At 61.2% G+C, this 23,006-nt stretch carries 21 protein-coding genes; 14 read left to right on the top strand and 7 right to left on the bottom strand.

What is annotated here, in order from left to right:
• The first annotated feature begins 17 nt into the window (after positions 1-17).
• The 6 genes from ACFQND_RS21900 (at position 18) to ACFQND_RS21875 (ending at position 6,460) form a co-directional block, all read left to right on the top strand.
• Entirely contained in the window at positions 18-866 is an 849-nt protein-coding gene (locus ACFQND_RS21900; protein ID WP_371439660.1) for an enoyl-CoA hydratase/isomerase family protein, read from the top strand.
• Between the two features lie 52 nt (positions 867-918).
• The gene (locus ACFQND_RS21895) at positions 919-1,698 is read left to right on the top strand and encodes an enoyl-CoA hydratase/isomerase family protein (protein WP_371439659.1); all 780 of its coding nucleotides are present in this window, start codon (positions 919-921) and stop codon (positions 1,696-1,698) included.
• A 29-nt stretch (positions 1,699-1,727) separates the two neighbouring features.
• Positions 1,728-3,548, top strand: coding sequence for an acyclic terpene utilization AtuA family protein (locus ACFQND_RS21890; protein ID WP_371439658.1), 1,821 nt, complete (start codon positions 1,728-1,730; stop codon positions 3,546-3,548).
• A gap of 23 nt (positions 3,549-3,571) precedes the next feature.
• Positions 3,572-4,549: a Bug family tripartite tricarboxylate transporter substrate binding protein gene (locus tag ACFQND_RS21885; RefSeq protein ID WP_371439657.1), complete on the top strand. Its 978-nt coding sequence runs from the start codon at positions 3,572-3,574 to the stop codon at positions 4,547-4,549.
• Between the two features lie 57 nt (positions 4,550-4,606).
• Positions 4,607-5,596 carry a Bug family tripartite tricarboxylate transporter substrate binding protein gene (locus ACFQND_RS21880; RefSeq protein ID WP_371439656.1) on the top strand — a complete coding sequence of 330 codons (990 nt, stop codon included), beginning with the start codon at positions 4,607-4,609 and terminating at the stop codon, positions 5,594-5,596.
• 78 nt (positions 5,597-5,674) lie between these two features.
• Positions 5,675-6,460, top strand: coding sequence for a GntR family transcriptional regulator (locus ACFQND_RS21875; protein WP_377414578.1), 786 nt, complete (start codon positions 5,675-5,677; stop codon positions 6,458-6,460).
• Between the two features lie 201 nt (positions 6,461-6,661).
• Here ACFQND_RS21875 and dnaJ read toward each other — a convergent pair whose 3' ends face one another.
• The 3 genes from dnaJ to grpE all read right to left on the bottom strand — a co-directional run bounded on the left by dnaJ (position 6,662) and on the right by grpE (position 10,554).
• Complete coding sequence (gene dnaJ / locus ACFQND_RS21870; protein WP_371439654.1) at positions 6,662-7,801, bottom strand: molecular chaperone DnaJ; 1,140 nt, start codon at positions 7,799-7,801, stop codon at positions 6,662-6,664.
• A gap of 113 nt (positions 7,802-7,914) precedes the next feature.
• The gene (dnaK, locus tag ACFQND_RS21865) at positions 7,915-9,858 is read right to left on the bottom strand and encodes a molecular chaperone DnaK (RefSeq protein WP_371439653.1); all 1,944 of its coding nucleotides are present in this window, start codon (positions 9,856-9,858) and stop codon (positions 7,915-7,917) included.
• 135 nt (positions 9,859-9,993) lie between these two features.
• A complete protein-coding gene (grpE, locus tag ACFQND_RS21860; RefSeq protein ID WP_371439652.1) occupies positions 9,994-10,554 on the bottom strand; it encodes a nucleotide exchange factor GrpE in 561 nt (186 codons plus the stop codon).
• A 471-nt stretch (positions 10,555-11,025) separates the two neighbouring features.
• Between grpE and ACFQND_RS21855 the strand changes: the two genes are divergently transcribed.
• Complete coding sequence (locus ACFQND_RS21855; RefSeq protein WP_371439651.1) at positions 11,026-12,297, top strand: MFS transporter; 1,272 nt, start codon at positions 11,026-11,028, stop codon at positions 12,295-12,297.
• 79 nt (positions 12,298-12,376) lie between these two features.
• Here ACFQND_RS21855 and ACFQND_RS21850 read toward each other — a convergent pair whose 3' ends face one another.
• Complete coding sequence (locus ACFQND_RS21850; RefSeq protein ID WP_371439650.1) at positions 12,377-13,126, bottom strand: GntR family transcriptional regulator; 750 nt, start codon at positions 13,124-13,126, stop codon at positions 12,377-12,379.
• Positions 13,127-13,303: 177 nt separating this feature from the next.
• On the opposite strand from ACFQND_RS21850, the gene ACFQND_RS21845 reads away from it, so the two are divergent.
• Positions 13,304-14,329, top strand: coding sequence for a Bug family tripartite tricarboxylate transporter substrate binding protein (locus tag ACFQND_RS21845; RefSeq protein WP_371439649.1), 1,026 nt, complete (start codon positions 13,304-13,306; stop codon positions 14,327-14,329).
• 9 nt (positions 14,330-14,338) lie between these two features.
• A complete protein-coding gene (locus tag ACFQND_RS21840; protein ID WP_371439648.1) occupies positions 14,339-15,490 on the top strand; it encodes a hypothetical protein in 1,152 nt (383 codons plus the stop codon).
• Between the two features lie 60 nt (positions 15,491-15,550).
• Here ACFQND_RS21840 and ACFQND_RS21835 read toward each other — a convergent pair whose 3' ends face one another.
• The 3 genes from ACFQND_RS21835 to ACFQND_RS21825 form a co-directional block, all read right to left on the bottom strand.
• A complete protein-coding gene (locus ACFQND_RS21835; RefSeq protein ID WP_371439647.1) occupies positions 15,551-15,859 on the bottom strand; it encodes a winged helix-turn-helix transcriptional regulator in 309 nt (102 codons plus the stop codon).
• A 219-nt stretch (positions 15,860-16,078) separates the two neighbouring features.
• On the bottom strand, positions 16,079-17,059 hold the full coding sequence (locus ACFQND_RS21830) for a Bug family tripartite tricarboxylate transporter substrate binding protein (protein ID WP_371439646.1): 981 nt from the start codon (positions 17,057-17,059) through the stop codon (positions 16,079-16,081).
• Between the two features lie 295 nt (positions 17,060-17,354).
• Positions 17,355-18,176 carry a FadR/GntR family transcriptional regulator gene (locus ACFQND_RS21825; RefSeq protein WP_371439645.1) on the bottom strand — a complete coding sequence of 274 codons (822 nt, stop codon included), beginning with the start codon at positions 18,174-18,176 and terminating at the stop codon, positions 17,355-17,357.
• Positions 18,177-18,318: 142 nt separating this feature from the next.
• Here ACFQND_RS21825 and ACFQND_RS21820 point away from each other — a divergent pair, with 142 nt between their 5' ends.
• The 5 genes from ACFQND_RS21820 (at position 18,319) to ACFQND_RS21800 (ending at position 22,959) form a co-directional block, all read left to right on the top strand.
• A complete protein-coding gene (locus tag ACFQND_RS21820) occupies positions 18,319-19,128 on the top strand; it encodes an NAD-dependent epimerase/dehydratase family protein (protein WP_371439644.1) in 810 nt (269 codons plus the stop codon).
• 14 nt (positions 19,129-19,142) lie between these two features.
• On the top strand, positions 19,143-20,036 hold the full coding sequence (locus ACFQND_RS21815) for an SMP-30/gluconolactonase/LRE family protein (protein WP_371439643.1): 894 nt from the start codon (positions 19,143-19,145) through the stop codon (positions 20,034-20,036).
• A gap of 41 nt (positions 20,037-20,077) precedes the next feature.
• Positions 20,078-21,052, top strand: coding sequence for a TRAP transporter substrate-binding protein (locus ACFQND_RS21810; protein ID WP_371439642.1), 975 nt, complete (start codon positions 20,078-20,080; stop codon positions 21,050-21,052).
• Positions 21,053-21,165: 113 nt separating this feature from the next.
• Positions 21,166-21,654, top strand: a complete 489-nt coding sequence (locus ACFQND_RS21805; RefSeq protein WP_371440076.1) for a TRAP transporter small permease — start codon at positions 21,166-21,168, stop codon at positions 21,652-21,654.
• Positions 21,655-21,663: 9 nt separating this feature from the next.
• Positions 21,664-22,959, top strand: a complete 1,296-nt coding sequence (locus ACFQND_RS21800; RefSeq protein WP_371439641.1) for a TRAP transporter large permease — start codon at positions 21,664-21,666, stop codon at positions 22,957-22,959.
• Positions 22,960-23,006: the final 47 nt, after the last annotated feature.

Below are 23,006 nucleotides of genomic sequence, written 5' to 3'. Positions count from 1 at the left end.
CCCGCGAAGGAATTGCCATGAACCCAGGTGTTCTGCAAGGTACAAGCCGTTTCCGTCTGGTGGATTATTCGGTGACCGCGCATGTGGCCACTATTTGCCTGAACCGCCCGGAACGGCGCAACGCAATGGACATTGAAATGCGCCGGGAGCTGGGCGAGGCGGCGCAGGACGCCGTTGCAGATCCCGGGGTCAGGGCGATTGTCCTGACCGGCAGCGGCGGCCACTTTTGTGCAGGCGGAGATATCAAGGACATGCAGGCGGGCGAGCGGCTGGATGCAGCAGCCGGACGCCTGCGCATGAAGGGGGCGCATACCGGTATCCAGGCTTTTTTCGAAACAGACAAGCCCGTGATTGCCGCGGTGGACGGCTACGCCTATGGCGGGGGCTTTGGTCTGGCCCTGATCGCGGACATTGTGCTGGCCACGCCAGCGGCGCGATTTTGCATGTCGTTCATGAAGGTCGGGCTGGTGCCCGATTGCGGCGCGCTGTATACGCTGGCGCGCAGTGTCGGCCTGCACCGGGCCAAGGCGGCCATGTTGTCGGCGCGCGAACTGGATGCGCAGACGGGCATGGACTGGGGCTTTGTGCACGAACTGGTGTCTTCAGCCGATCTGCTGCCTTATGCCCAGGCCATGGCCGAGGCGCTGGCCGGCGGTTCCGCTGCGGCCATTGCCCTGACCAAACAGGCGCTGAACCAGTCCCAGGTGACCGGATTTGCGGCCATGCTTGAGATAGAGGCCAGCGCCCAGGGCATTGCCTTTTCAAGTGATTTCCATCGTGAGGCCATAGGCGATTTTGTGGCCAGGCGTCCCAGCCGGTTTGTGTGGCCAGGCGTGCCGCAGGCCGCAAGTGTTTCCTCTTCATGACGGCGCCAGCCGCCGGATTTTTTTAACCCCATCCAAAGTACCAGGAGAAACCATGACGACAGACATCCAGAACGAACTGCTTGAGGAAATGCGCGGCCCCGTCATGTGGCTGACCATCAACCGGGAAGAAAAACGCAACTCCATCAGTGCGGCCGTGCTGGCCGGATTGAGCGACGCGCTGGCTCGCGCCAATAAAAGCCGCGATGTTCGCGCCATCGTGATCACCGGCGCGGGCACGCGCGCTTTCTGTGCCGGTGCGGACCTGCAGAGCGGCAAGTCCTTCAAGTTCGATTACTCCGAGCCCTATGTCGGATTTGCCAACCTGTTCAGGCAGGCAAAGCAGTCCACCGTGCCGCTGATTGCGCGTGTCAACGGTGCCTGCATGGCGGGCGGTATGGGCATCATGGGCATGTGCGACATGGTGGTGTCCAGCGACAAGGCCATCTTCGGCTTGCCGGAAGTCAAGGTCGGTGTGTTCCCGGCGCAGGTGCTGAGCGTGTTGGGTAACCTGATTCCCCGCCGCGTGCTGGCCGAGATGTGCCTGACGGGCGAACCCCTGAGCGCCGCCCAGGCACTCGAGTACTCGCTGGTCAACTACGTCAGCGATGACCTCGACGGCAAGCTGCAATGGCTGCTGGACCGCATGCTGGACAAGTCGCCTGCAGCGATCCGCCGCGGCCTGTACACCATGAAGAAGATCGAAGCCATGTCCTTCGAGGAGTGCATCGCCTTCACCGAAAGCCAGATCGGCCTGTTTGCCCTGACCGAAGACGCCGCCGAAGGGCAGCTTGCCTTTCGTGAAAAGCGCAAGCCGGTGTGGACTGGCAGCTGAAAAAATCAACTTGAATGACAGGAATACTCATGAGTGCAAAAAACAAGGCAAACGGCAAAGTGGTGCGCATAGGTGGCGCCTCCGGCTTCTGGGGCGACAGCAGCGTCGGTGCGCCGCAGCTGGTGAACAGCGGACAGATCGACTACCTGGTGTTTGATTACCTGGCGGAGTTGACCATGTCGATTCTTGCCGGCGCGCGCCTGAAAAAGCCCGAACTCGGCTATGCCACCGACTTCGTCAGTGTGGCCATGAAGGCCGTGCTGCGCGATGTGGTGGCCAAGGGCATACGCGTGGTCAGCAACGCCGGCGGCGTGAATCCCGAGGGTTGCGCTGCCGCACTGGCTGCGCTGGCAAAGGAGCAGGGCGTTGAGCTGAAGATCGCCGTGGTAACGGGCGATGACGTGATGCCGTTGCTGCCCGGGTTGCGTGAATCAGGCAATGTGAAAGAGATGCAAAACGGTTCCGGGCTGCCTGAAAAAGTGCTGACCGCCAATGCCTACCTGGGGGCCTTGCCCGTCAAGGCGGCACTCGACGCCGGTGCCCAGGTGGTCATCACCGGCCGCTGCGTGGACTCCGCCGTCACGCTGGGTGTGTTGATGCACGAGTTCGGCTGGACCAGCACTGACTACGACCTGCTCGCCGGCGGCAGCCTGGCCGGCCACATCCTCGAGTGCGGCTGCCAGGCCACCGGCGGCCTGCACACCGACTGGGACACGGTGCCGGGCTGGGACATCATGGGCTACCCGATTGCCGAGTGCAGCGCGGACGGGAGTTTTGTGCTGGCCAAGCCCGAGGGCACAGGTGGCAAGATCACGCCGGCGGTCATCGGCGAGCAGATGCTTTACGAGATCGCCGACCCGACCACCTACATCCTTCCCGACGTGATCTGCGATTTCACCCAGGTGACCCTGCAGCAGGCCGGCAGCCAGCGCGTGGACGTGCGCGGTGCACGCGGACGGGCGCCGACCACAAGCTACAAGGTTTGTGCAACGCATGTGGAAGGTTTCAAGACCTCCGCCCAGCTCACCATCGTCGGCTTCGACGCCGTCGCCAAGGCACGCCGCACCGGCGAGGCCATTCTGGACCGCACCTCGGCGATGCTTGAGAAAGCCGGGCTTGGCCCTTATTCAGCCAGCAACCTTGAAGTGGTGGGCGCGGAGTCCTGCTACGGCCCGCACGCCAGGGCCACGGCAGCGCGCGAGGTTGTCTTGCGCCTGACCGTCACCCACGCGCGCAAGGAGGCGCTGGACCTGTTTGCCCGTGAGGTGGCACCGGCCGGTACATCCTGGGCGCCCGGCACCACGGGTTCGGGTGGTGGCCGTGCTTCGGCCTCACCGTCTATCCGCCAATACTCCTTTCTGCTCGACAAGGCGCGCTTGAGCCCGACCGTCCTGGTCAATGGCGAAAGCACGGCAATTACCCAGCCAGCGGGTCAGGCCAGTCCTGCCGCCGCGGCCAGGGTGGCCGACAGCACTGCAACGGGCGCCGGCATGGAGGCAGGCTCGCCCAGCAGCATGGTCGAAGTGCCCCTGATCCGCCTGGCCTATGCACGCAGCGGCGACAAGGGCGATATCTCCAACATCGGGATCATCGCGCGCCGGCCGGACCTTTTGCCGGTGTTGCGTGCGCAGGTCACGGAAGCCGCTGTGGCTGCCTACCTTGCACACCTGGTCAAGGGCAAGGTCACACGTTACGACCTGCCGGGCATCAACGCCTTCAACCTTGTGTGTGAGCAGGCGCTTGGCGGTGGCGGCATGGCTTCGCTGCGCAACGATCCGCTGGGCAAGGGCATGGCGCAAATCCTGTTGTCCATGCCGGTGCGGGTGCCGGTCGCACTTTTGGCAGGCTGAGCAACGGACTGGAGGAGACAAAAATGAAATTAAACCTTGGGCGTCTGGTCACCACAGGCGTTCTGCTCGGCCTGATGGCCGCAGGGCAGGCGGTGGCGCAGGCCTATCCGCACAAGCCGATCCGCCTGGTGGTGGCTTTCGGTACGGGAAGCGTCAATGATCTGACCGCGCGGGACTTGGCGCGCTACATGAGCGAGTACCTGGGCCAGAGCGTGGTGGTTGAAAACCGCGCCGGTGGCGGCGGCTCCGTCGGCACGGATGTGGTTGCCAAGGCCGCGCCTGACGGCTATACCATTGGCATGGGCACCAGCTCGCAACTGGTCATGAACGTGGGGCTCTTCAAGACCCTGCCGTTTGACGTGGACCGCGACCTGCGCTCCATAGGCCTGATCGCACGCACGCCTGCGGTGCTGGTGGCAAGTACGGCCATGCCAAAAACGCTCAAGGAAGTGGTCGCCTATGCCAGGGCCAATCCCGGCAAGGTGACTTATGGCTCCGCCGGCACGGGTTCGGTCAACCACATCTTCGGAGCAGGGTTTGCCAGGGCCGCCGACATTTCGTTGCTGCACGTTCCCTACAAGGGCAGCGGCGCTGCATTGATCGACCTGTCGGGCGGCCATGTCAATCTTTTGCTGGACAGCCTGATATCGACAGCCCCGGTTGTCCAGCAGGGCCGGGCGCATTTCCTGGCCATATCCAGTGCGAAACGCAGCAAGGTGGTGCCGGATGTGCCGACATTCTCCGAGCTCGGTTTGCCGGCGGTGGAAGCCGTTACCTGGAACAACCTGTTCGCGCCCGCCAAAACACCGGATGACATCATCGCCAAACTCAACGCCGCTTTGAACAGGGCGCTGACCGAGCAGGTCGTGAAAGACCGCCTTGCACAGGGCGCCTCGGAAAACCTCGCCCCCAGCACGCCAGCCCAGGCCGACGCTTTTGGTCAGGCAGAGCGGGCCAAGTGGGTGCCGTTTATCCGCGCCCTGAAAATCGACGTGAATTGATCCCGGGCAGAGTCCGGGTCACGAAACAAGCTGTATAGACAACGCAAGGAGATAAACATGAAACTCAATCGCAGACACATCGCCACGGCCGCCGTTCTCGCAGGCCTGGCTGCCGCAGGTGGTTTTTCCACGCAGGCGCAGGCGCAGGCCTACCCGACCAAACCGATACGGCTGGTGGTGGCTTTCAGCACCGGCAGCGGTAACGACATCACCGGCCGTGAGCTGGCGCGCTATATGGGCGATATCCTTGGCCAGCCTGTCGTGGTGGAAAACCGCGGCGGCGGCGGCGGCTCCATCGGCACGGACGTGGTCGCCAAGGCGGCACCGGACGGCTACGTCATTGGCCTGGGGACCAGTTCGCAACTGGTGATGAACGTCGGGCTTTATCCCAGGCTGCCGTTTGATGTTGAAAAGGATTTGCGATCCATCGGGCTGGTCTCGCGCACGCCGCTGGTACTGGTCGCCAGCACCTCCACACCCAAGACGTTGAAGGAACTCATCGCCTATGCCAAAAGCAATCCCGGAAAGATCACCTATGGTTCAGGCGGGCCTGGCTCCATCAGCCACGTGGTAGGGGAAAACTTTGCCAAGGCCGCCGATATTTCCCTGCTGCATGTACCTTACAAAGGCAATGGCGCTGCATTGATCGACCTGTCCGGCGGGCATGTCAACCTGTTGTTCGACGGCCTGATTTCTGCTTCACCGATTGCACAGCAGGGCCGGGGCCAGCTGCTGGCGGTGTCCGGCAAAAAACGCAGCGCTGTCGCGCCCAACGTACCGACCTTTGCCGAACAGGGCCTGCCGACGTATGAGGCCTACACCTGGAACAACCTGATGGCACCGGCCAAAACACCGCAGGCCATCATCGACAAGCTGAATGCCGCACTGAACCAGGCTTTGGCAATGCCTGAAATGAAGAAGCACCTTGCACAGGGCGCATCTGAAAGTCTGGGTCCCACCACGCCGGCGCAGGCCGATGCCTATGGCCAGGCCGAACGGGCAAAATGGGTGCCTTTCATCCGTGCCCTGCGGATTGACACCAACTAGGCAGGCAAGCAGGCGCGGACGCAGGCATTTTCAGTCAGGATCATTGCGACCATGGTTTTATCAGTCAAGCCACCGCCCATGACAGCACGCCCTGTACCGCACTCTGGTGCTGGTGTCACGCAGTACCTGCAGCTGGCGAGCATCCTGCGGCACCAGATCGCCCATGGCGAGCTGGTCAGCGGGCAACGCCTGCCGACGGTGCTGCAACTGGCCGGGCAGTACAAGGTTGCCGGCATCACTGTCCGCCAGGCCTACGGGCTGCTGAAGACCGAGGGCCTGATCACCAGTGACCGCGGTCGCGGCACTTATGTCTCGGCGCCTGCGGCGTCCATGACCGCGAACATGCATGCGGCCATCAACGACCCGCGCGCAAGCGATGTGCGTTTTGAGGTGCTGGAGCAGCGTTACGGCGTGAACCTGCCCGAACCCCTGTCGCGCGGGGCGGCCGCCGACTCCAGCTACAAGAGCTACACCTTCATACGCAAGATCCACGTGCAGGACGGCGAGCCTTTTTGTCTGGCCGAGATCTATGTGGCCAGCGAGATTTACCAGCGCTTTCCGGAGGGGTCGGAGCAGCAGCACAAGATTGCCTATCTGCTCAATGAATATTCCAAAAGCAGGATGCTGAAGATGCAGCAGACGCTGACCGTCGCCCCGGCAGACATGGTGCTGGCGCAGGCGCTGGGCTGCTCGTTCGCCACGCCCATGGCGCACATGGTCAGGCGCATTTCCGACGCCTCCGGCCACATCGCCTATGCCGGCCTGTTCTGGTACCGCGGTGACCGTTTTGTGCTGGAGAGCGAATACCCTTTCGAGCTCTGGCTCAGCTACCCGGGCGTGGCAGTGCCGCAGACGCTGGGCTGAGCGCCGCTTCCAGCGTTCCCGGGACGCCAGAACGGCCGGACAGGGCCGAAAAAGCCGGTTTCAGATATAAAAATGCCGTTGGCCCTTGAACTGCCTTCGCAGCCAGCTATGAATTAGATAGCAGATAAAGCAAAAAAAGCGGATGGCAAAAACCATCCGCTTTTTTATTTTTCCGTCGATCAGCACCCAGGTGCTGGTCGTTCAGGCGCTGAAAAAACTCTTCAGCTTGTCGGTCCAGCCCTCTTCGCTTGGCGAGTGTTTTGCGCCGCCTTTTTTCAGGGACTCGTCCAGTTCCTTGAGCAGCTTGCGCTGATGCTCCGTGAGCTTGACGGGTGTTTCCACCGTGATGTGGCAGTACAGGTCGCCGGGGTAGCTAGAGCGCACGCCCTTGATGCCCTTGCCGCGCAGGCGGAACTGCTTGCTGGCCTGGGTGCCTTCGGGAATGTCGATGGCTGCCTTGCCGGCCAGCGTCGGGACGTCGATCTCGCCGCCCAGGGCTGCCGTTGTGAAGCTGATGGGCACGGCGCAATGCAGGTCGTCGCCGTCGCGCTCAAAAATCTCGTGCTTCTTGACCCGGATCTCTATGTACAGGTCGCCCGGCGGGCCGCCGTTGGTGCCCGGTTCGCCGTTGCCGGTGGAGCGTATGCGCATGCCGTCGTCGATGCCGGCAGGGATCTTGACTTCCAGCGTCTTGTTGTTTTTGGTCTTGCCCACGCCGTGGCAGGCCACGCAGGGTTCGGGAATCAGTTTGCCCGTGCCCTTGCACTGCGGGCAGTTCTGCTGCACGCTGAAAAAGCCCTGGCGCATCTGCACCACGCCGTGGCCGTGGCAGGTGGTGCAGGTGACCACCTTGGTGCCGGGTTTGGCGCCGCTGCCGTGGCAGGTGCTGCAGTCGTCCCAGCTGGGGATGCGGATCTGCGCTTCCTTGCCTTCAGCTGCTTCTTCCAGCGTGATCTCCATGGCGTAGCTGAGGTCGCCGCCGCGGAAAACCTGGCGTCCGCCGCGTTGCTGGCCACGCTGCTGCCCACCGAACACGTCGCCAAAGATGTCGCCGAAGGCTTCGGCAAAGCCGCCAAAACCTTCCGCGCCCGGGCCGCCGCGCATGTTCGGGTCCACACCCGCATGGCCGTACTGGTCGTAGGCTGCGCGTTTGTTCTCGTCGGAAAGCATCTCGTAGGCCTCCTTGGCCTCCTTGAACTTTTCCTCGGCAGCCTTGCCTGCATCGCCCTGGTTGCGGTCGGGGTGATGCTTCATCGCAAGCTTGCGATAGGCTTTCTTGATGTCTTCATCGCTGGCGTTCTTGGGAACACCGAGCGTGTCGTAGTAGTCTTTTTTGGCCATGAAAGTGCGTGTTCAGTAAATAAAAAAGCCGCGGTCCGTAAACGGGAAAGCGGAACCCGGGGTTTAAGCCTGGATTCCGCTTGTCCGCACTGGAGCAGAGCCCCGCGCGGGGTTTAGCCTTTTTTCACTTCCTTGACTTCGGCGTCCACCACGTTGTCGTCCGCTGGCTTGGCTTCGGCCTGAGCCGCGCCTGCATTGCCGGCAGCGTCACCGCCGGCGGCCGCTTGCGAAGCCTGCATGTCGGCGTACATTTTTTCGCCCAGCTTCTGGCTGGCTTCCATCAGGGCCGTGTTCTTGGCATCAATGGCGGCTTTGTCTTCGCTCTTGAGGGCCTCTTCCATGTCCTTGATGGCGGTCTCGATTTTTTCCTTCTCGCCGGCATCGAGCTTGTCGCCGTATTCGGTCAGCGATTTTTTCACGCTGTGCACCAGGGCCTCGGCATTGTTCTTGGCCTGCACAAATTCGACTTTTTTCTTGTCGTCTTCGGCATTCAGCTCGGCGTCTTTCACCATTTGCTGGATTTCGGCTTCGCTCAAGCCCGAGTTGGCCTTGATGGTGATCTTGTTTTCCTTGCCGGTGCCCTTGTCCTTGGCGCCCACATGCAAAATGCCGTTGGCGTCGATGTCGAACGACACTTCAATCTGCGGCGTGCCGCGTGCGGCTGGCGGGATGCCCTCAAGGTTGAACTCGCCCAGCGCCTTGTTGCCGGAGGCGATTTCACGCTCACCCTGGAACACCTTGATCGTCACGGCCGGCTGGTTGTCTTCAGCGGTCGAGAAGGTCTGTGCAAACTTGGTCGGGATGGTCGTGTTCTTCTTGATCATCTTGGTCATCACACCGCCCATGGTTTCAATACCAAGCGACAGTGGCGTCACGTCAAGCAGCAGTACGTCGGTACGGTCGCCGGACAGCACCTGGCCCTGGATCGCAGCACCAACAGCCACGGCTTCATCGGGGTTCACGTCCTTGCGCGGGTCCTTGCCGAAGAATTCCTTGACCTTTTCCTGCACCTTGGGCATGCGGGTCATGCCGCCGACCAGGATCACGTCGTGGATGTCGCCAACGCTGACGCCGGCGTCCTTGATGGCCACGCGGCAAGGCGCGATCGTGCGCTCTATGAGTTCTTCGACCAGGCTTTCCAGCTTGGCGCGGGTCATCTTGATGTTCAGGTGTTTCGGGCCCGAAGCGTCTGCCGTGATGTAGGGCAGGTTGATGTCGGTCTGTGCGCTGTTGGACAGTTCGATCTTGGCCTTTTCAGCGGCTTCCTTCAGGCGTTGCAGGGCGAGCACGTCTTTCGACAGGTCCACGCCTTGCTCTTTCTTGAACTCGCCGATGATGAAGTCGATGACGCGCTGGTCGAAGTCTTCGCCGCCCAGGAAGGTGTCGCCGTTGGTGGACAGCACTTCAAACTGTTTTTCGCCATCGACGTCGGCGATCTCGATGATGGACACGTCGAACGTGCCGCCGCCCAGGTCATACACGGCGATCTTGCGGTCGCCCTTTTCCTGCTTGTCCAGGCCGAAAGCCAGGGCTGCAGCGGTGGGCTCGTTGATGATGCGCTTGACGTCCAGGCCGGCAATGCGGCCGGCGTCCTTGGTGGCCTGGCGCTGTGCGTCGTTGAAGTACGCAGGCACCGTGATCACGGCTTCCGTGACAGGCTCGCCGAGGTAGTCTTCGGCGGTCTTTTTCATCTTGCGCAGAATGTCGGCGCTGACCTGCTGGGCGGAGAGTTTCTTGCCGCGCACTTCGACCCAGGCGTCGCCGTTGTCGGCCGCCACGATCGAATAAGGCATCAGGTCGATGTCCTTCTGGACTTCTTTCTCGCTGAACTTGCGGCCGATCAGGCGCTTGACGGCGTAGAGGGTGTTCTTGGGGTTGGTGACGGCCTGGCGTTTGGCGGAGGCGCCGACCAGTACTTCGCCGTCTTCCTGGTACGCGACGATGGACGGCGTGGTGCGCGCGCCTTCCGAGTTTTCAATGACGCGGGGCGTGTTGCCTTCCATGACGGACACGCAGCTGTTGGTGGTGCCCAAGTCGATACCGATGATTCTTCCCATGATGAACTCCTGCTATTTTGATGTGTTAATGATTAAAAGTGGGATGGCTGAATGCCCAGCCATTCTGTGAATGACCATGTTGATGACTTGTGGATAAGTTATGCGACTTCAAGTGCCCCAACATGGTTTTTGTACTTATTTCGGGGCGGCAACCGTGACCAGCGCGGGACGAAGCACGCGCTCGGCGATCAGGTAGCCCTTTTGCAGCACGCTGACCACGGTGTTGGCTTCCTGCTCGGCCGGAACCATGCTGATGGCCTGGTGCTGGTGCGGGTCAAACTTGTCGCCACTGGCGGGGTTGATTTCAACCACCTTGTTGCGCTCCAGCGCGCTCTTGAGCTGCTTGAGCGTGGCTTCCGAGCCTTCCCGGAGCTGTTCGGACGTGGCTTCCTTGATGGCCAGGCCTGCTTCCAGGCTGTCGGCCACGGGCAGCAGGCTTTCCGCAAAGCTTTCAAGGGCGAACTTGCGTGCCTTGCTGATTTCGTCTTCGGCGCGGCGGCGGGCGTTTTCGGCCTCGGCCTTGGCGCGCAGGTAGCTGTCAGCCAGTTCGGCATTTTTGGCCTGCAGTGTTGCCACTTCGGCTTGTGCCACGGTCAGAGCGTCAAATTCGTTGGCGGCTTGCGCCGCTTCCAGCTCTTCCGGGCTGGGGGCGCCGGTAAGGGGTTGATTTTGTTCAGGTTGTTGGTTTTCAGACATGCTTGACCAGAGAGTTAAAACTTCCAAGCGAACCACTTGGGGACCATAAAAGCCTTTTCAAGGGCAGGGGGATTCGGTTTGTGCCGTAAATCGGCAAAACATGCGTGCGGCGAATGGAACGCATTGCGACCCGTGGGATGCGGGATTGTAAATCGTGCGTGTCCGTGCTCCCAAGGCATCCGCCGCGGGGGAATTGTGTCGTGGCTCGGTGCTATTGAATCAATAGCGTGTTGCGCTCTTGTTTCATGGGCTGGAGGGCTAAATGGCTCATAAATCTTCGATTTGCAGCAATTTTTTGGGGCTGGCGCGGATAAAACGCATCACGGAAGCCCTGGAACGAGCCGCAGCCTTGCGCCCGCAAGCGCGTTATCCGGTTTTTAGCCAGAATGCTTTCGGGCCTGTGTAGATCGTAAACAGGCTCTCAGGCCCCACAAACACTCCAACAGCCACGGCTTTTTCGAAAGTTTTCCCTTGAACGACAACCCATCAGGCAGCGCAGCGACTGCGCCAGCCGCGCGGCCTTCCTTTGCCGCCATGCGCGTCCCGGGCTACCGCGCCCACTTCATGACCTACACACTGGCGATGATGGCCGACAACATCGAGCACGTCATCAGCTACTGGATGGTTTTCCAGAAATTCCAGTCACCGGCGCTTGGCGGTTTTGCCGTGGTGTCGCACTGGCTGCCTTTCCTGCTGTTTTCGGTGGCGGCCGGTGCGCTGGCCGACCGTTTTGACCCGCGCCGCATCATCCAGGTTGGCATGCTGCTGTTCATGACGGCCTCCTTGGGCTGGGGTTATTTCTTTATCACCGACACCCTGCAGATGTGGCATGCCATGGTGCTGCTGACCATACACGGCGTGGCGGGCGTGTTGTGGCAGACGGCCAGCCAGTTGCTGCTGCATGACATCGTCGAGCCGCGTGACCTGCCCAGCGCGGTGCGGCTGAATGCTTCGGCGCGTTACCTTGGCGTGCTGGTCGGGCCTGCGGTGGGCGGCCTGATCATGCTGACGCTCGGGCCTTCGCACGGCATCCTGCTCAACGTGCTGTTTTACCTGCCGCTGGTGCTCTGGTTATGGAAAGCGCCTTACGGCCCGCGCTTTCGCAAGGGCCCGGCCGCCATCAAGCGGGCAGTGCGCGGTTTTGCGGACATTGCACAGACCATACGCGACATCGCCGGCAACCGGCTGATCGTTTCGATGACGCTGCTGGCGGGCTGCACGTCCTTTTTTATTGGCGGCGCCTACCAGGCACAGATGCCGGGTTTTGCACATGATCTGGGCCATGGTGATCCCGGCGTCGCGTACAGCATGCTGTTGGCGGCGGATGCGGCGGGCGCATTGCTTGCAGGGGTCCTGCTCGAAGGCAGCGGTCTGCTCAAGTCCAGTCCGCGCACGGCGCTGGTGCTGGCCGTTTTGTGGTGTACCGCGCTGGTGGGTTTCGCGGCTTCGGCCAGCTACCCGCTGGCACTGGCGCTGCTGTTTGTTGCCGGCTTCCTGGAGCTTTCATTCAGCTCGATGACACAGGCGCTGGTGCAACTGAATGCGCCGGGCGAGATTCGTGGGCGCGTCATCGGCCTCTTCAACATGGCCGCACTGGGCATGCGCGCGTTCAGCGGCATCACCGTCGGGCTGATGGGCGCGATGATTGGCGTGCACTGGTCGCTTGCGCTTTCGGCGCTGGTGCTGATGACGGTGATAGGCGGCTTGCTGATGCGTTTTCGTGTGCGTCCAGCCAGGGTTTGAGGCAAGCCGGGAGCGTTTCTTCGCTATCAAATGAATAGCTGGCTGCGCTCGCTGCTCCTTGGCTAGCGGCCTGAAATGTTTAAATTCCGGCGGATTTTTGCCGTTCTGAAGCTGTCTTAAGCGCTTTTTTGCTTGCAACCGGTTGCTGCATCCGCAGCATCAGTTCGCGTTTGTTGTTGCGGCTGCGGTGCGCGTGCTCACGCATCAGAGATTCGGCACGTGCGCCTTCGCCGGCCAGCAGGGCGGCCAGCACGTCTTCATGGTCGCTCTGGGCGCGCTGTATGAACTGGTACTCCAGCAGTGGCAGCACACCGTTAAGGCTGAGCGCACCGGCGCCAGCCATGGGGGTTTTGCTGACATGTGCCAGCGCAGAGCCCAGGGTGCTGTTGCCGGCGGCCTGCACCAGCGCGCCGTGAAAGCGCGCATTCATGGGCACCCAGCGGGCTGCGTCGATCACATGGCCCGCGGCTTGCGCCTTTTGCAGCAGCAGCCGGCCTTCATCCACGCAGGCCTGCAATTCGGCAAGGGTGTCCGGCCCGATGCCGCGCTCGGCCGCCTGGCGCGCAGCCATGCCTTCCAGCACGCCCCGCACGTCGACCGCATTGGCCACCTCGTCAACCGTGAAGCGGCGAACCCGGAAGCCGCGTGTCGGCAGCCGTTCCAGCAGGCCTTCCTTTTCCAGCTCACCGAGCGCAATGCGGATGGGCGTGCGTGAGACGGACAGTTGCGCGGACAACTCCAGCTCCACCATGCGCTCACCGGGGGCGACTTCGCCAGTGAGGATTTTTCGCCTCAGTTCGTCGGTGGTGTAGTCAATCTGTGAGGACATGAAAATGATGGGGCAGGAAGCGGCTGGGCAGCCGGGATTTTATTATTGCATGCAATTTTTGAGGTTTATTAGGGTTTGAACGGTTGTTAATGGATGTTTTGCGCTCAATAATATAAGGTGACTAAGTATTTTTGGCGGCTAAAAAAGCCGGTTTGCCACGATGAAACAGGAGATACGATGAACCCGACCCTTTCCCGACCCTTGCCACAACGCGGGCGTTTTCCGCTGCTGGGCCGCCTTGCGCTGGCCTGTGGTGCCGCCCTTTGCCTGGCCGTGCCGGCCGCATACGGCCAGGGCGCAGCCGCCTATCCCAACAAACCCGTCAAGCTGATTGTTCCCTTCACGGCGGGCGGTGGCGGCGACACCATGGCACGACTGGTCATGCAGCGTGCAGCCCGGGAGCTTGGCCAGCCCATCGTGATTGAAAACCTGGCTGGCGCCGGCGGCAACGTCGGCAGCGCCACGGCGGCCAAGGCGCCTGCGGACGGCTACACGCTGCTGTACGGCACCAACGGCACGCTGGCTATCAACCACTCCATCTACAAGTCGCCGGGCTTTAACCCGCTGAAGGATTTCGAGCCGGTGTCCCAACTGACGCAGATTGCGGCCATGGTGGTGGTTCGCCCCACGCTGCAGGTCAATTCGATGGCGGAGCTCACCAAATTGCTCCGGGCGAATCCGGGCAAGTACACCTTCGGCTCGGCTGGCAATGGCACGACCTCGCACCTGGCCGGGGAGATTTATAAATCGCGGGCCGGTGTTTCCATCGTCCATATTCCTTACCGCGGCGGCGCGCAGGCCATCACGGACCTGATAGGCGGGCAGGTGGACATGATGATTGAAGTCATGCCCAACGCGGCGCCGCAGGCCAAAAGCGGACGCATCAAACCGCTGGCGGTGACGACTGCAAAACGTGTGGCCAGCTGGCCGGACGTGCCGACGATTGCCGAGTCCGGCCTGCAGGGTTTTGACGTCAGCGCCTGGGATGCGATCATGGTGCCGGTCGGCACGCCGCGCCCCATCGTCGACAAACTCAATGCGGCGATCCACAAGGCGCTTGCTGATCCAGAGCTGCGCAGCCAGCTGCAGCAGCGCGGCGCCGAGGCTGCGCCCAGCACGCCCGAAGAACTTTCAAAATACATCACCAGCAACATCCCGCTCTGGGGTGATGCCGTCAAGCGCTCCGGCGCGGCTGTTGACTGAGGACCAGGCATGAACAACATGGATACATTGGTCGGCCTGCCCCAGGCCCTGAACCCGGCCGTCACGCAGACCAAAAACTACTTTGCCGCACTGGAAAACTTCCAGCGCACCTTTGCCTTCAGGCAGGGCGACAAGGTGCTGCTTCTGACCGACCCCCTGCTGGACACCCGCGTGGCCGATGCCGTCATGGGCCTGGCGCGCGCGCGCGGCGCGACGGTGCGCCAGTACATGGAAACCACCAGCCAGATGACCGAGGTGCCGCAAGCCGCCAAGGCACTGGTTGCCGAGGCCGACTTTGTGGTGTCGACCTGGTTCTGCTCGATTTTTGACCCGTTTTTTATTGCACGGCGCGCGGCCGGCCAGCGCTGGGTCAAGATCACCTATTTCCGAGACCTGGATTTGCTGCACACGCCGCAGGCGCGTTTTCCTGCCGAACTGGTGGGCGAGATCATCCGCGCCACGGCCTTGCGTTACCCGGCGGGCCAGGACTTCACGGTGAAGTTCTCGGACGTGCGCGGCAGTGACTATTCAATTGAATACACCGCCGAAATGCGCGAGTTGCTGCTGGCGCACAACCGCTGGCGCGGCAAGATGTTTGCCGACGAGCCGGGTTGTTATGTGCATTACCTGCCCACGCACGGCCCCAACCTGTGGGACCGCACCGCACACCGCAACGATGCGAATGCGCCGGTTACGATGTCGGGCACCCTGTACCCGCAGTGGGCGGTCGGTTTCGCGGCGCCGTTTGCCGAAAAGATTGGCTGCCGCTTTGAAAGCGACACGATTGTGGAGGTGACGGGCGAGTCCCCTGATGCCGTCATCCTGCGTGAGATGCTGGTCGGCGGACGTCTGATCGAGCTGGGCTGTGGCTTTAACCCCAAGGCGCCGCGCCACACGATTTACCCGGCCGGCTCCAACGCTCCGGGTGCGCTGCACTTTGGCATAGACCTGGCAAAACCGAGCGACTATATCCTGCGCACCATGCCGCAATGGGAAGAGCCGCCCGTGCACATGGACCTGGTCACGCTGGACAGCAGCGTGACGGTTGAAGGCAAATCGCTGATTGAAGGCGGCTTCCTGACGGCCTTGCGTGATCCTGCGGTGCGGGCTGCAGCTGAAAAATTCGGCAACCCGGTGGAGTTGCTGGAGACGGCGGTCTGACAGCTGATAGCGCATAAAAAAAGCGACCATCAGGGTCGCTTTTTTTTTAGGCAGCCGGGATTACTTTTTCTTGATCTGGCTGGCTGCCCATTTGCCGGCAAAGGCCTGCAGGTCATTCAGGCGCTTGAGCAGGTCGCCGCCCAGGCTGGTGACGGTGTAGCCGTCGGTGCCATGGGTGAGCAGGCCTGAGGCGCGCAATTCCTTGATACGGGTGTTGAGTGTGTTCGGAGTGATGCTGCCAATGCTGTCCTGCAACAGGCGGAAGGTTTGCGGGTGACCGTCTTTCAGGGCCCACATCACACGCAGTGCGTAGCGTGATTCCAGCAGTTCAAGCAACTGGCCTACAGCTGCATTTTCTTTGGCACTCATCAGGGGATCTCCTCAGGTCAGATTTTGGTCACAGTTTAGTCACGGTTCGCCGGTAAGCGCAAAGCTTGGCACCAAATATAACGCAAAATTCAGGCTGCTACGAGTTTTATAGCTGCCCACGCCCGCTGCGTGTGCACCGGCAGCCTGAAACATGTTGGAAAACCCTGATGGGGCATGCCCCACCCCCCTGCTTCAAGGGGGTGACGGCGCCGGGCGGGCCTATTCCAGCTTGACGTTGGCGGCCTTGATGACCTGGGCCCATTTCTCGACCTCGGCCTTCTGGAAGGCGGACACCTGGTCCGTCGTCATGCCCGAGGGCTGCATGCCCAGAACCTTGAGGCGATCCTGCATCTCGGGCAGTTGCAGGATTTTGGTGACTTCGGTGTGCAGCCGGTCGATGACGGGTTTGGGTGTGCCTGCGGGTACAAAAATGGCCTGCCAGGACACCACCTCAAAACCCGGCACGCCGGATTCGGCCACGGTCGGTACGTTGGGCAGCGACTCCAGGCGCTTGGCCGAAGTCACGGCGAGGGCGCGCACCTTGCCGCTCTGGATGTGGGGGCCGGCCACCACGGTGGTGTCAAACATCATGTCTACCTGGCCGCCAATCACGTCCTGGATGGCCGGACCGCTGCCTTTGTAGGGGACGTGGATGAACTGGGTGCCGGACTTGAAGCCCAGCAGTTCCAGTGCCAGGTGCTGGGAGGTACCGCTGCCGGCCGAGGCTGATGAAATGGTTTTGGGTTTTGCCCTCGCCGCAGCCAGCACGTCCTGCAGGGTTTTGTAGGGGCTGTTTTGCCCGACGACCAGTACCACCGGGTTGGAGCCGATCAGTGCCACTGGCGCAAATGACTTGACCGGGTCGTAGCCCAGCTTGGGGTACAGGCTGACGTTGATGGCGTGCGAGCTGATGGTGCCGCCCAGCAGGGTATAGCCATCGGCAGGCGCGCGCGATGCGACTTCGGAGCCGACACTGCCGCCTGCGCCGCCCTTGTTGTCGACCACGATGGTGGTGCCCAGCGCGGTCCCCAGCTTTTGTCCTATGAGCCGCCCCAGGATGTCCGTGGTGCCGCCGGCCGGGAAGGGCACGATGTAGGTAATGGGTTTGGAGGGCCATTTGTCCTGCGCCCAGGCGGGTAGTGCAATGGCGCCAGTCATGGCCGAGGCGAGTGCTGAGTGGATCAGTGAACGTCGTTTCATGTGGTCTCCTGTTGTGGTTTTGTCGTGTCTTGCGGTTACCCGGGTCTTTTTTTATCTAAGGCCATGCATGTTCCATGCGCGCGCAGACAGCCCGCGAATGGCTATCGCCGGTTTTTCAGCGAAGCATGCGGGGTACGGGGCGGGGCGTTTGTGGCACAGGCGAAAGGCCTGGCGAGGCACTTGGGGTGACCCTGGCGGGAGCTGTTGTCATGGCCGGTAGATGTGGGATTCGATAAATTATTCATCGGTCATCGTACAACTTGGCCATGCGTTGTGCAACTATTTGTGTTCCCGCTCAGGCCTCGGGCAGGCCGCCATTCTGGTTTGCCTCGGGCTGCATGGTGTGTGCGTTTTTGCCTTTGCGCAAACGTTCCCGGCTGTTGGACAGGTGGGTCCGCATGGCGGCGCGCGCAGCCTCGGCGTCCTGGTTGCGGATCGCGTTGTAGATGCTTTCGTGCTCGCCGTTGACACGCTGCAGGTAGTTCAGGCGGCCCTCCGGCGCGTTCTGCGTGGTGTTGACCCGCGTGCGCGGGATGATCATGGTGCCCAGGTAGGTCATCAGGTCCGCGAAGTGCCGGTTGCCCGTAGAGCGGGCGACTTCCATGTGGAACTGGAAGTCCGGTGGAACCGCATCGGAATCAATGTCTATGGAGTCCTGGAAGGCCTGCAGGGCCGTTTCCATGGCCAGCAGGTTTTCCGGCGTTCGCCTTGCGGCCGCCAGCCCTGCAGCTTCGGTTTCGAGGCTGATGCGCAGCTCGAGCACCGAGATAACGTCCGCTACCGTCGCGAAGTCTTCGGCGGTGATTTTGAAGTTTCCCGAATCCTGCGGGGCCAGCACAAAGGTGCCGATGCCGTGCCGGGTTTCAACCAGGCTGGAGGCCTGCAGTTTGGACAGGGCCTCCCGCACCACGGTACGGCTGACGTCGAACCTGGCCATGATTTCCGCTTCGGTGGGCAGCTTTTCACCGGGGTGCAGCCGCCCCTCGCGGATGCTGGCGGCCAGGCTTTCCACGATTTCGCTGACCAGGCCACGCGGCCGGCGGGTGCGTGGCAATTTGTCCGGCGGGGTCGGGCTTGGGCCGGTCTCGAACGGGCTAGGGGTTTTCCTTGATTCCATTAAAAAATCGTTGACAAGCTAATTTCAGAATCTGAGAATCCCAAGTCATCAGACAACCTATGACTTAAGTGCGATGGGTTGACTTTAGCAAACTTCATAAAAAAGTCCAGCGTTTGCAAAACGCTGTGGGGTCAAATTCAAAATGACGATCAAGGTTCACGAAAAACTGTTGCTGACCGGTGCTGCCGGGGGCTTGGGCAAGGCTTTGCGGGAACGCCTGAAAGCCAATTGTGCGGTGTTGCGCCTGTCGGACCGCCAGGACTTCGGTGCCGCAGCCGCTGGAGAGGAGGTGGTGTTGGCCGACCTGGCGGATGCCGAGGCCGTCGATGCCATGGTCAAGGGCGTCGATGCCATCGTTCACCTGGGCGGCATTTCGGTGGAGGGGCCGTTCACGCCCATCCTGCAGGCAAATATTGTGGGTGTTTACAACCTCTACGAGGCCGCCCGGAAAAACGGCGTCAAGCGTGTCGTATTTGCGAGCTCCAACCATGTGACGGGTTTTTACCGGCAGGATGAAACCATCACGGCGGACCATCCCGCCCGACCGGACGGCCTGTACGGCATCTCCAAGGCCTTCGGTGAAGACCTGTCGCGTTTTTACTTTGATCGTTATGGCATAGAGACTGCATGCGTACGCATAGGCTCTTCTTTCGCTGAGCCGAAAGACCGCCGCATGCTCGCCACCTGGTTGAGCTTTGACGACCTGCACCGGCTGATCACGGCATGCCTGACAACGCCGGCGCTGGGCCACAGCATTATTTTCGGCATGTCCGACAACGCCGTGACCTGGTGGGACAACAGCCGGGCCCGCCATATCGGCTATGTGCCGCAAGACAGCTCCGATGTGTTTCGCGATGCTGTCTATGCAAGAACGGGCCAGCCCGATTTGACCGACCCGGCGGCGATTTACCAGGGCGGCGGTTTTGTCAAAGCCGGACCCTTCGGCAACTGATGGCGAAACCGGCGATGTCTGTCCAAGCCGAGCTGATCCTGGATGCACGCAATGCGACGGGGGAGAGTCCCGTATGGAGCGGGCCTGAGCAGGCGTTGTACTGGACGGACATTCCTGCTCGAAAGTTGTGGCGCTGGGACGCTGCTACTGCGCAGACGCGCAGCTGGGAGGCGCCGGAGATGCTGGCCTGCATGGCACCCGCTGCCCAGCCCGGCAACTGGATTGCGGGCATGGAAACAGGCGTCTTCTCCCTGAAACCCCAGGCCGATGGAACGCTGGACTGCCAGTTGCTCGCTGCCGTGAGCCATGCGCAGGATGGCATGCGCTTTAACGATGGCCGGTGTGACCGGCAGGGGCGCTTCCTGGCCGGAACCATGTTGATGAATATGGCCGCAGGTGCACGTACCGGTTGCGTGTACAGCTATCAAAAAAATAGCGGGTTGACGCGGCTGCTGGATGGCTTCATTACGCCCAACGGCATGGCCTTCAGCCCGGACGGCCGGACCATGTACCTCTCGGACTCGCATCCTTCGGTGCAGATGGTCTGGGCCTATGACTACGACACGCAAACCGGCACGCCCTCCAGGCGCCGGGTGTTTGTTGACATGAACCTGTTGCCCGGCAGGCCCGACGGTGCGGCCGTGGACGCAGACGGCTGCTACTGGATTTGTGGCAACGATGCCGGCCTGGTCCACCGTTTTACGCCGCAAGGCAAGCTGGACCGGTCATTGGCCGTGCCGGTCAAAAAACCAGCCATGTGCGTCTTTGGCGGTGCCGGGCTTGACACCCTGTTCGTGACATCGATTCGCCCGGGGGGCATCGATTTATCTGACCAGCCGCTGGCCGGCGGCCTGTTCGCATTGCGCCCCGGCGTGTGCGGACTGGCCGAGGCCGCGTGCCTGTATTAAAAAAATCCAGAAGTTTCCAACCACCAACCCTAGAGGATGACATGAAGAAGATTAAAAAAACACTGTTTGCCGTGACCGTAGCCCTGGCGTTCACGCCGCTGGCAAGCTTTGCCACCGAGTTCCGTTCTGCCGACATTCACCCGGATGACTATCCGACCGTGACGGCGGTCAAGTTCATGAGCGAGCGCCTGAAAGCGCTATCCGGCGGCAAGCACTCCATCAAGGTGTTCAACAACAGTTCGCTGGGCCAGGAAAAAGACACGATCGAGCAGACCAAAATCGGTGCGCTCTCCATGGTGCGCGTCAACATCGCGCCCATGAACAACATTTGCGCTGAAACGCAAGTGCCGACCATGCCTTTCCTGTTCCGCTCGGTCGATCACCTGCACAAGGTGCTGGACGGCCCCATCGGCGAGGAAATCCTCAAATCCTGCGAGAAGCAGGGCTTTGTGGGCCTGGCTTATTACGACAGCGGCGCACGCTCCATGTTCACCGGAAAAAAAGCCATCCGCAGTTTTGCCGACATGAAAGGCGTGAAAGTACGCGTCCAGCAATCCGACCTCTGGGTTTCCATGCTTGAAGCCATGGGCGCAAATGCCACCCCCATGGCCATGGGCGAGGTTTACACAGGCCTGAAAACCGGCGTGATCGACGCTGCTGAAAACAACTACCCTACGTACGAAAGCGCACGCCTGTTTGAAGTCGCCAAGTTCTACACAAAGACGGAGCACTCGATGGCGCCTGAAATGCTGCTGTTCTCCAAAAAGGTCTGGGACACCCTGCCGGCCAACGAACAGGGCTGGATTCGCCAGGCGGCAAAGGAGTCGGTGCCTTACATGCGCAAGCAGTGGGCCGAGCGTGAAGTCAAGTCGCTGGCGACCGTCAAGGCAGGTGGAACTGAAATCATTGAGGTCGACAAGGTGCCGTTCCAGGCCGCGATGAAGCCCGTGTATGACAAGTTCATCACCGACGCCACCCTGAAGAGCCTTGTCAAGCGCGTTCAGGACACGAAGTAATTTGAGAGCCCTGCGCCGGCCGGCCCTGGGGCTGGCTGGCGCGTTTCGCGGCAACTGCTGCCGCCCACAAGTTTTCAAGGCCGGTGCCGTCTGCGCCCGGACCATCCATGTCTATATACACAAGAATTTGCCGCAAGCTCGCCAGGACTTGCATGTGGCTGGGCATTGCCGGGCTCGTCGCCGTGATCTGCGCCGTGAGCTGGCAGGTGTTTGGCCGCTATGTGCTGAACAACACGCCAACCTGGGCTGAAAGCCTTGCATTGCTGCTGGTGATCTACGTGACCATGTTTGGCGTTGCCGTTGGTGTTCGTGATGCGGGCCATATCGGGCTCGAGTCCCTGCTGGTGCTCGCACCCGACTGGTTGCGGCTCAAGATGGAGTACCTGATCCACGTGCTGGTCATGCTGTTCGGCATGGCCATGGCCTGGAATTGCGCCCTGCTGGCCGAGTCGGTCTGGAGCTACCGCCTGCCTACCCTCTGGATTTCAGAAGGGTGGCGTTATGTGCCCGCCACGGTGGCCGGCGTCCTTATTGTGATGTTCTGCATTGAACACATCATCGCGCTTGCCCAAGGCCGCGAAGTCGAACCTGCCTGGGGCTAAGCATCCATCATGACCATTCCATTACTTATTCTTTGCATTTCCTTCACGCTGTTCCTGTTGCTGGGCGTGCCCGTGGCGTTTTCAATCGGCCTGTCCGCCCTGGCGACGCTGGCATACGAAGGACTGCCGCTGGCCGTCGGTTTCCAGCAGATGACCTCGGGCATGGGGATCTTTTCGTTCCTGGCCATTCCGTTTTTTATCTTCGCCGGTGAGCTGATGCTGTACGGCGGCATCGCCGACCGCATTGTCAACCTGGCGCGCAACCTGGTGGGCCATGTGCGCGGTGGCCTTGGCATGTCCAACGTGGTGGCCTGCACGCTGTTTGGCGGTGTTTCGGGTTCACCGGTGGCCGATGTGTCCGCCATGGGCGCCGTGATGATCCCCATGATGAAAAAAGAGGGCTACCACGCCGACTATGCGGTCAACGTGACGACCCACGCGGCGCTTGTGGGCGCCCTGATGCCGACCAGCCACAACCTGATCATTTATTCGCTGGCAGCGGGTGGCAAGGTGTCCATCGCGGCATTGATACTGGCGGCCCTGGTGCCCGCGGCCATCCTGACGATCTGCAACCTGGCTGCGGCTTACCTGGTGGCCGTCAAGCGCGGTTATCCGGCAGGGAGTTTTCCGGGCTGGGCCATTGTGGGGCGCTCGTTTGCGGCGGCCTTGCCGGGCCTGTTTGTCGTGATCCTGATCCTGGGCGGCATTCTCTCGGGTGTCTTCACGGCGACGGAGTCTGCTGCCGTGGCAGTGCTTTATGCGCTTGCCTTGACTATTTTTGTGTACCGCACGCTCAAGTGGGAGCATTTCATCAAGGCTGCCAGCAAGGCCGTCAAGACGACCGGTGTCATCCTGCTGCTGATCGGCATATCCAGCACCTTTGGTTACCTGATCAGCCTCTACGGTGTGGCTGAACTGACGGGGCAGATGCTGTCCCAGGTGACCAGCACGCCCTGGGTTATTTTCCTGCTGATCAACATCATCCTGTTTGTGCTGGGCACATTCCTGGACATGGCCGCGACCATCCTGCTGTGCACGCCGATCTTCCTGCCGATTGCCCAGCACTACGGCATGAGTTCGGTGCAGTTCGGCATCGTGCTGCTGATCAATTGCGCACTGGGCCTCAACACGCCTCCCGTGGGTACGACACAGTTTGTGGGTTGCGCGATTGGTGGTGTATCGGTGGGCACCGTGATGCGGACCATCTGGCCTTTTTACGGTGCGCTGATTTTTGCTTTGGCCCTTGTGACGTTTATTCCCTCATTCTCCATGTGGCTGCCCAGCATGTTCATGGCCGCCAAGTAAATTGACTGTTCCAGGAGATTTTCCATGCAAACAGCAACTTTCATCCG

This window comes from Polaromonas aquatica (genome assembly GCF_042659145.1).
Lineage (GTDB): Bacteria > Pseudomonadota > Gammaproteobacteria > Burkholderiales > Burkholderiaceae_C > Polaromonas > Polaromonas aquatica.
This window is presented reverse-complemented; position numbering and strand designations above follow the sequence as displayed.

Coding starts and splice junctions, on each gene's coding strand:
- ACFQND_RS21900 (WP_371439660.1), top strand. CDS start 18: ATGAACCCAGGTGTTCTGCAAGGTACAAGCCGTTTCCGTCTGGTGGAT.
- ACFQND_RS21895 (WP_371439659.1), top strand. CDS start 919: ATGACGACAGACATCCAGAACGAACTGCTTGAGGAAATGCGCGGCCCC.
- ACFQND_RS21890 (WP_371439658.1), top strand. CDS start 1,728: ATGAGTGCAAAAAACAAGGCAAACGGCAAAGTGGTGCGCATAGGTGGC.
- ACFQND_RS21885 (WP_371439657.1), top strand. CDS start 3,572: ATGAAATTAAACCTTGGGCGTCTGGTCACCACAGGCGTTCTGCTCGGC.
- ACFQND_RS21880 (WP_371439656.1), top strand. CDS start 4,607: ATGAAACTCAATCGCAGACACATCGCCACGGCCGCCGTTCTCGCAGGC.
- ACFQND_RS21875 (WP_377414578.1), top strand. CDS start 5,675: ATGACAGCACGCCCTGTACCGCACTCTGGTGCTGGTGTCACGCAGTAC.
- dnaJ (WP_371439654.1), bottom strand. CDS start 7,801: ATGGCCAAAAAAGACTACTACGACACGCTCGGTGTTCCCAAGAACGCC.
- dnaK (WP_371439653.1), bottom strand. CDS start 9,858: ATGGGAAGAATCATCGGTATCGACTTGGGCACCACCAACAGCTGCGTG.
- grpE (WP_371439652.1), bottom strand. CDS start 10,554: ATGTCTGAAAACCAACAACCTGAACAAAATCAACCCCTTACCGGCGCC.
- ACFQND_RS21850 (WP_371439650.1), bottom strand. CDS start 13,126: ATGTCCTCACAGATTGACTACACCACCGACGAACTGAGGCGAAAAATC.
- ACFQND_RS21845 (WP_371439649.1), top strand. CDS start 13,304: ATGAACCCGACCCTTTCCCGACCCTTGCCACAACGCGGGCGTTTTCCG.
- ACFQND_RS21840 (WP_371439648.1), top strand. CDS start 14,339: ATGAACAACATGGATACATTGGTCGGCCTGCCCCAGGCCCTGAACCCG.
- ACFQND_RS21835 (WP_371439647.1), bottom strand. CDS start 15,859: ATGAGTGCCAAAGAAAATGCAGCTGTAGGCCAGTTGCTTGAACTGCTG.
- ACFQND_RS21830 (WP_371439646.1), bottom strand. CDS start 17,059: ATGAAACGACGTTCACTGATCCACTCAGCACTCGCCTCGGCCATGACT.
- ACFQND_RS21825 (WP_371439645.1), bottom strand. CDS start 18,176: ATGGAATCAAGGAAAACCCCTAGCCCGTTCGAGACCGGCCCAAGCCCG.
- ACFQND_RS21820 (WP_371439644.1), top strand. CDS start 18,319: ATGACGATCAAGGTTCACGAAAAACTGTTGCTGACCGGTGCTGCCGGG.
- ACFQND_RS21815 (WP_371439643.1), top strand. CDS start 19,143: ATGTCTGTCCAAGCCGAGCTGATCCTGGATGCACGCAATGCGACGGGG.
- ACFQND_RS21810 (WP_371439642.1), top strand. CDS start 20,078: ATGAAGAAGATTAAAAAAACACTGTTTGCCGTGACCGTAGCCCTGGCG.
- ACFQND_RS21800 (WP_371439641.1), top strand. CDS start 21,664: ATGACCATTCCATTACTTATTCTTTGCATTTCCTTCACGCTGTTCCTG.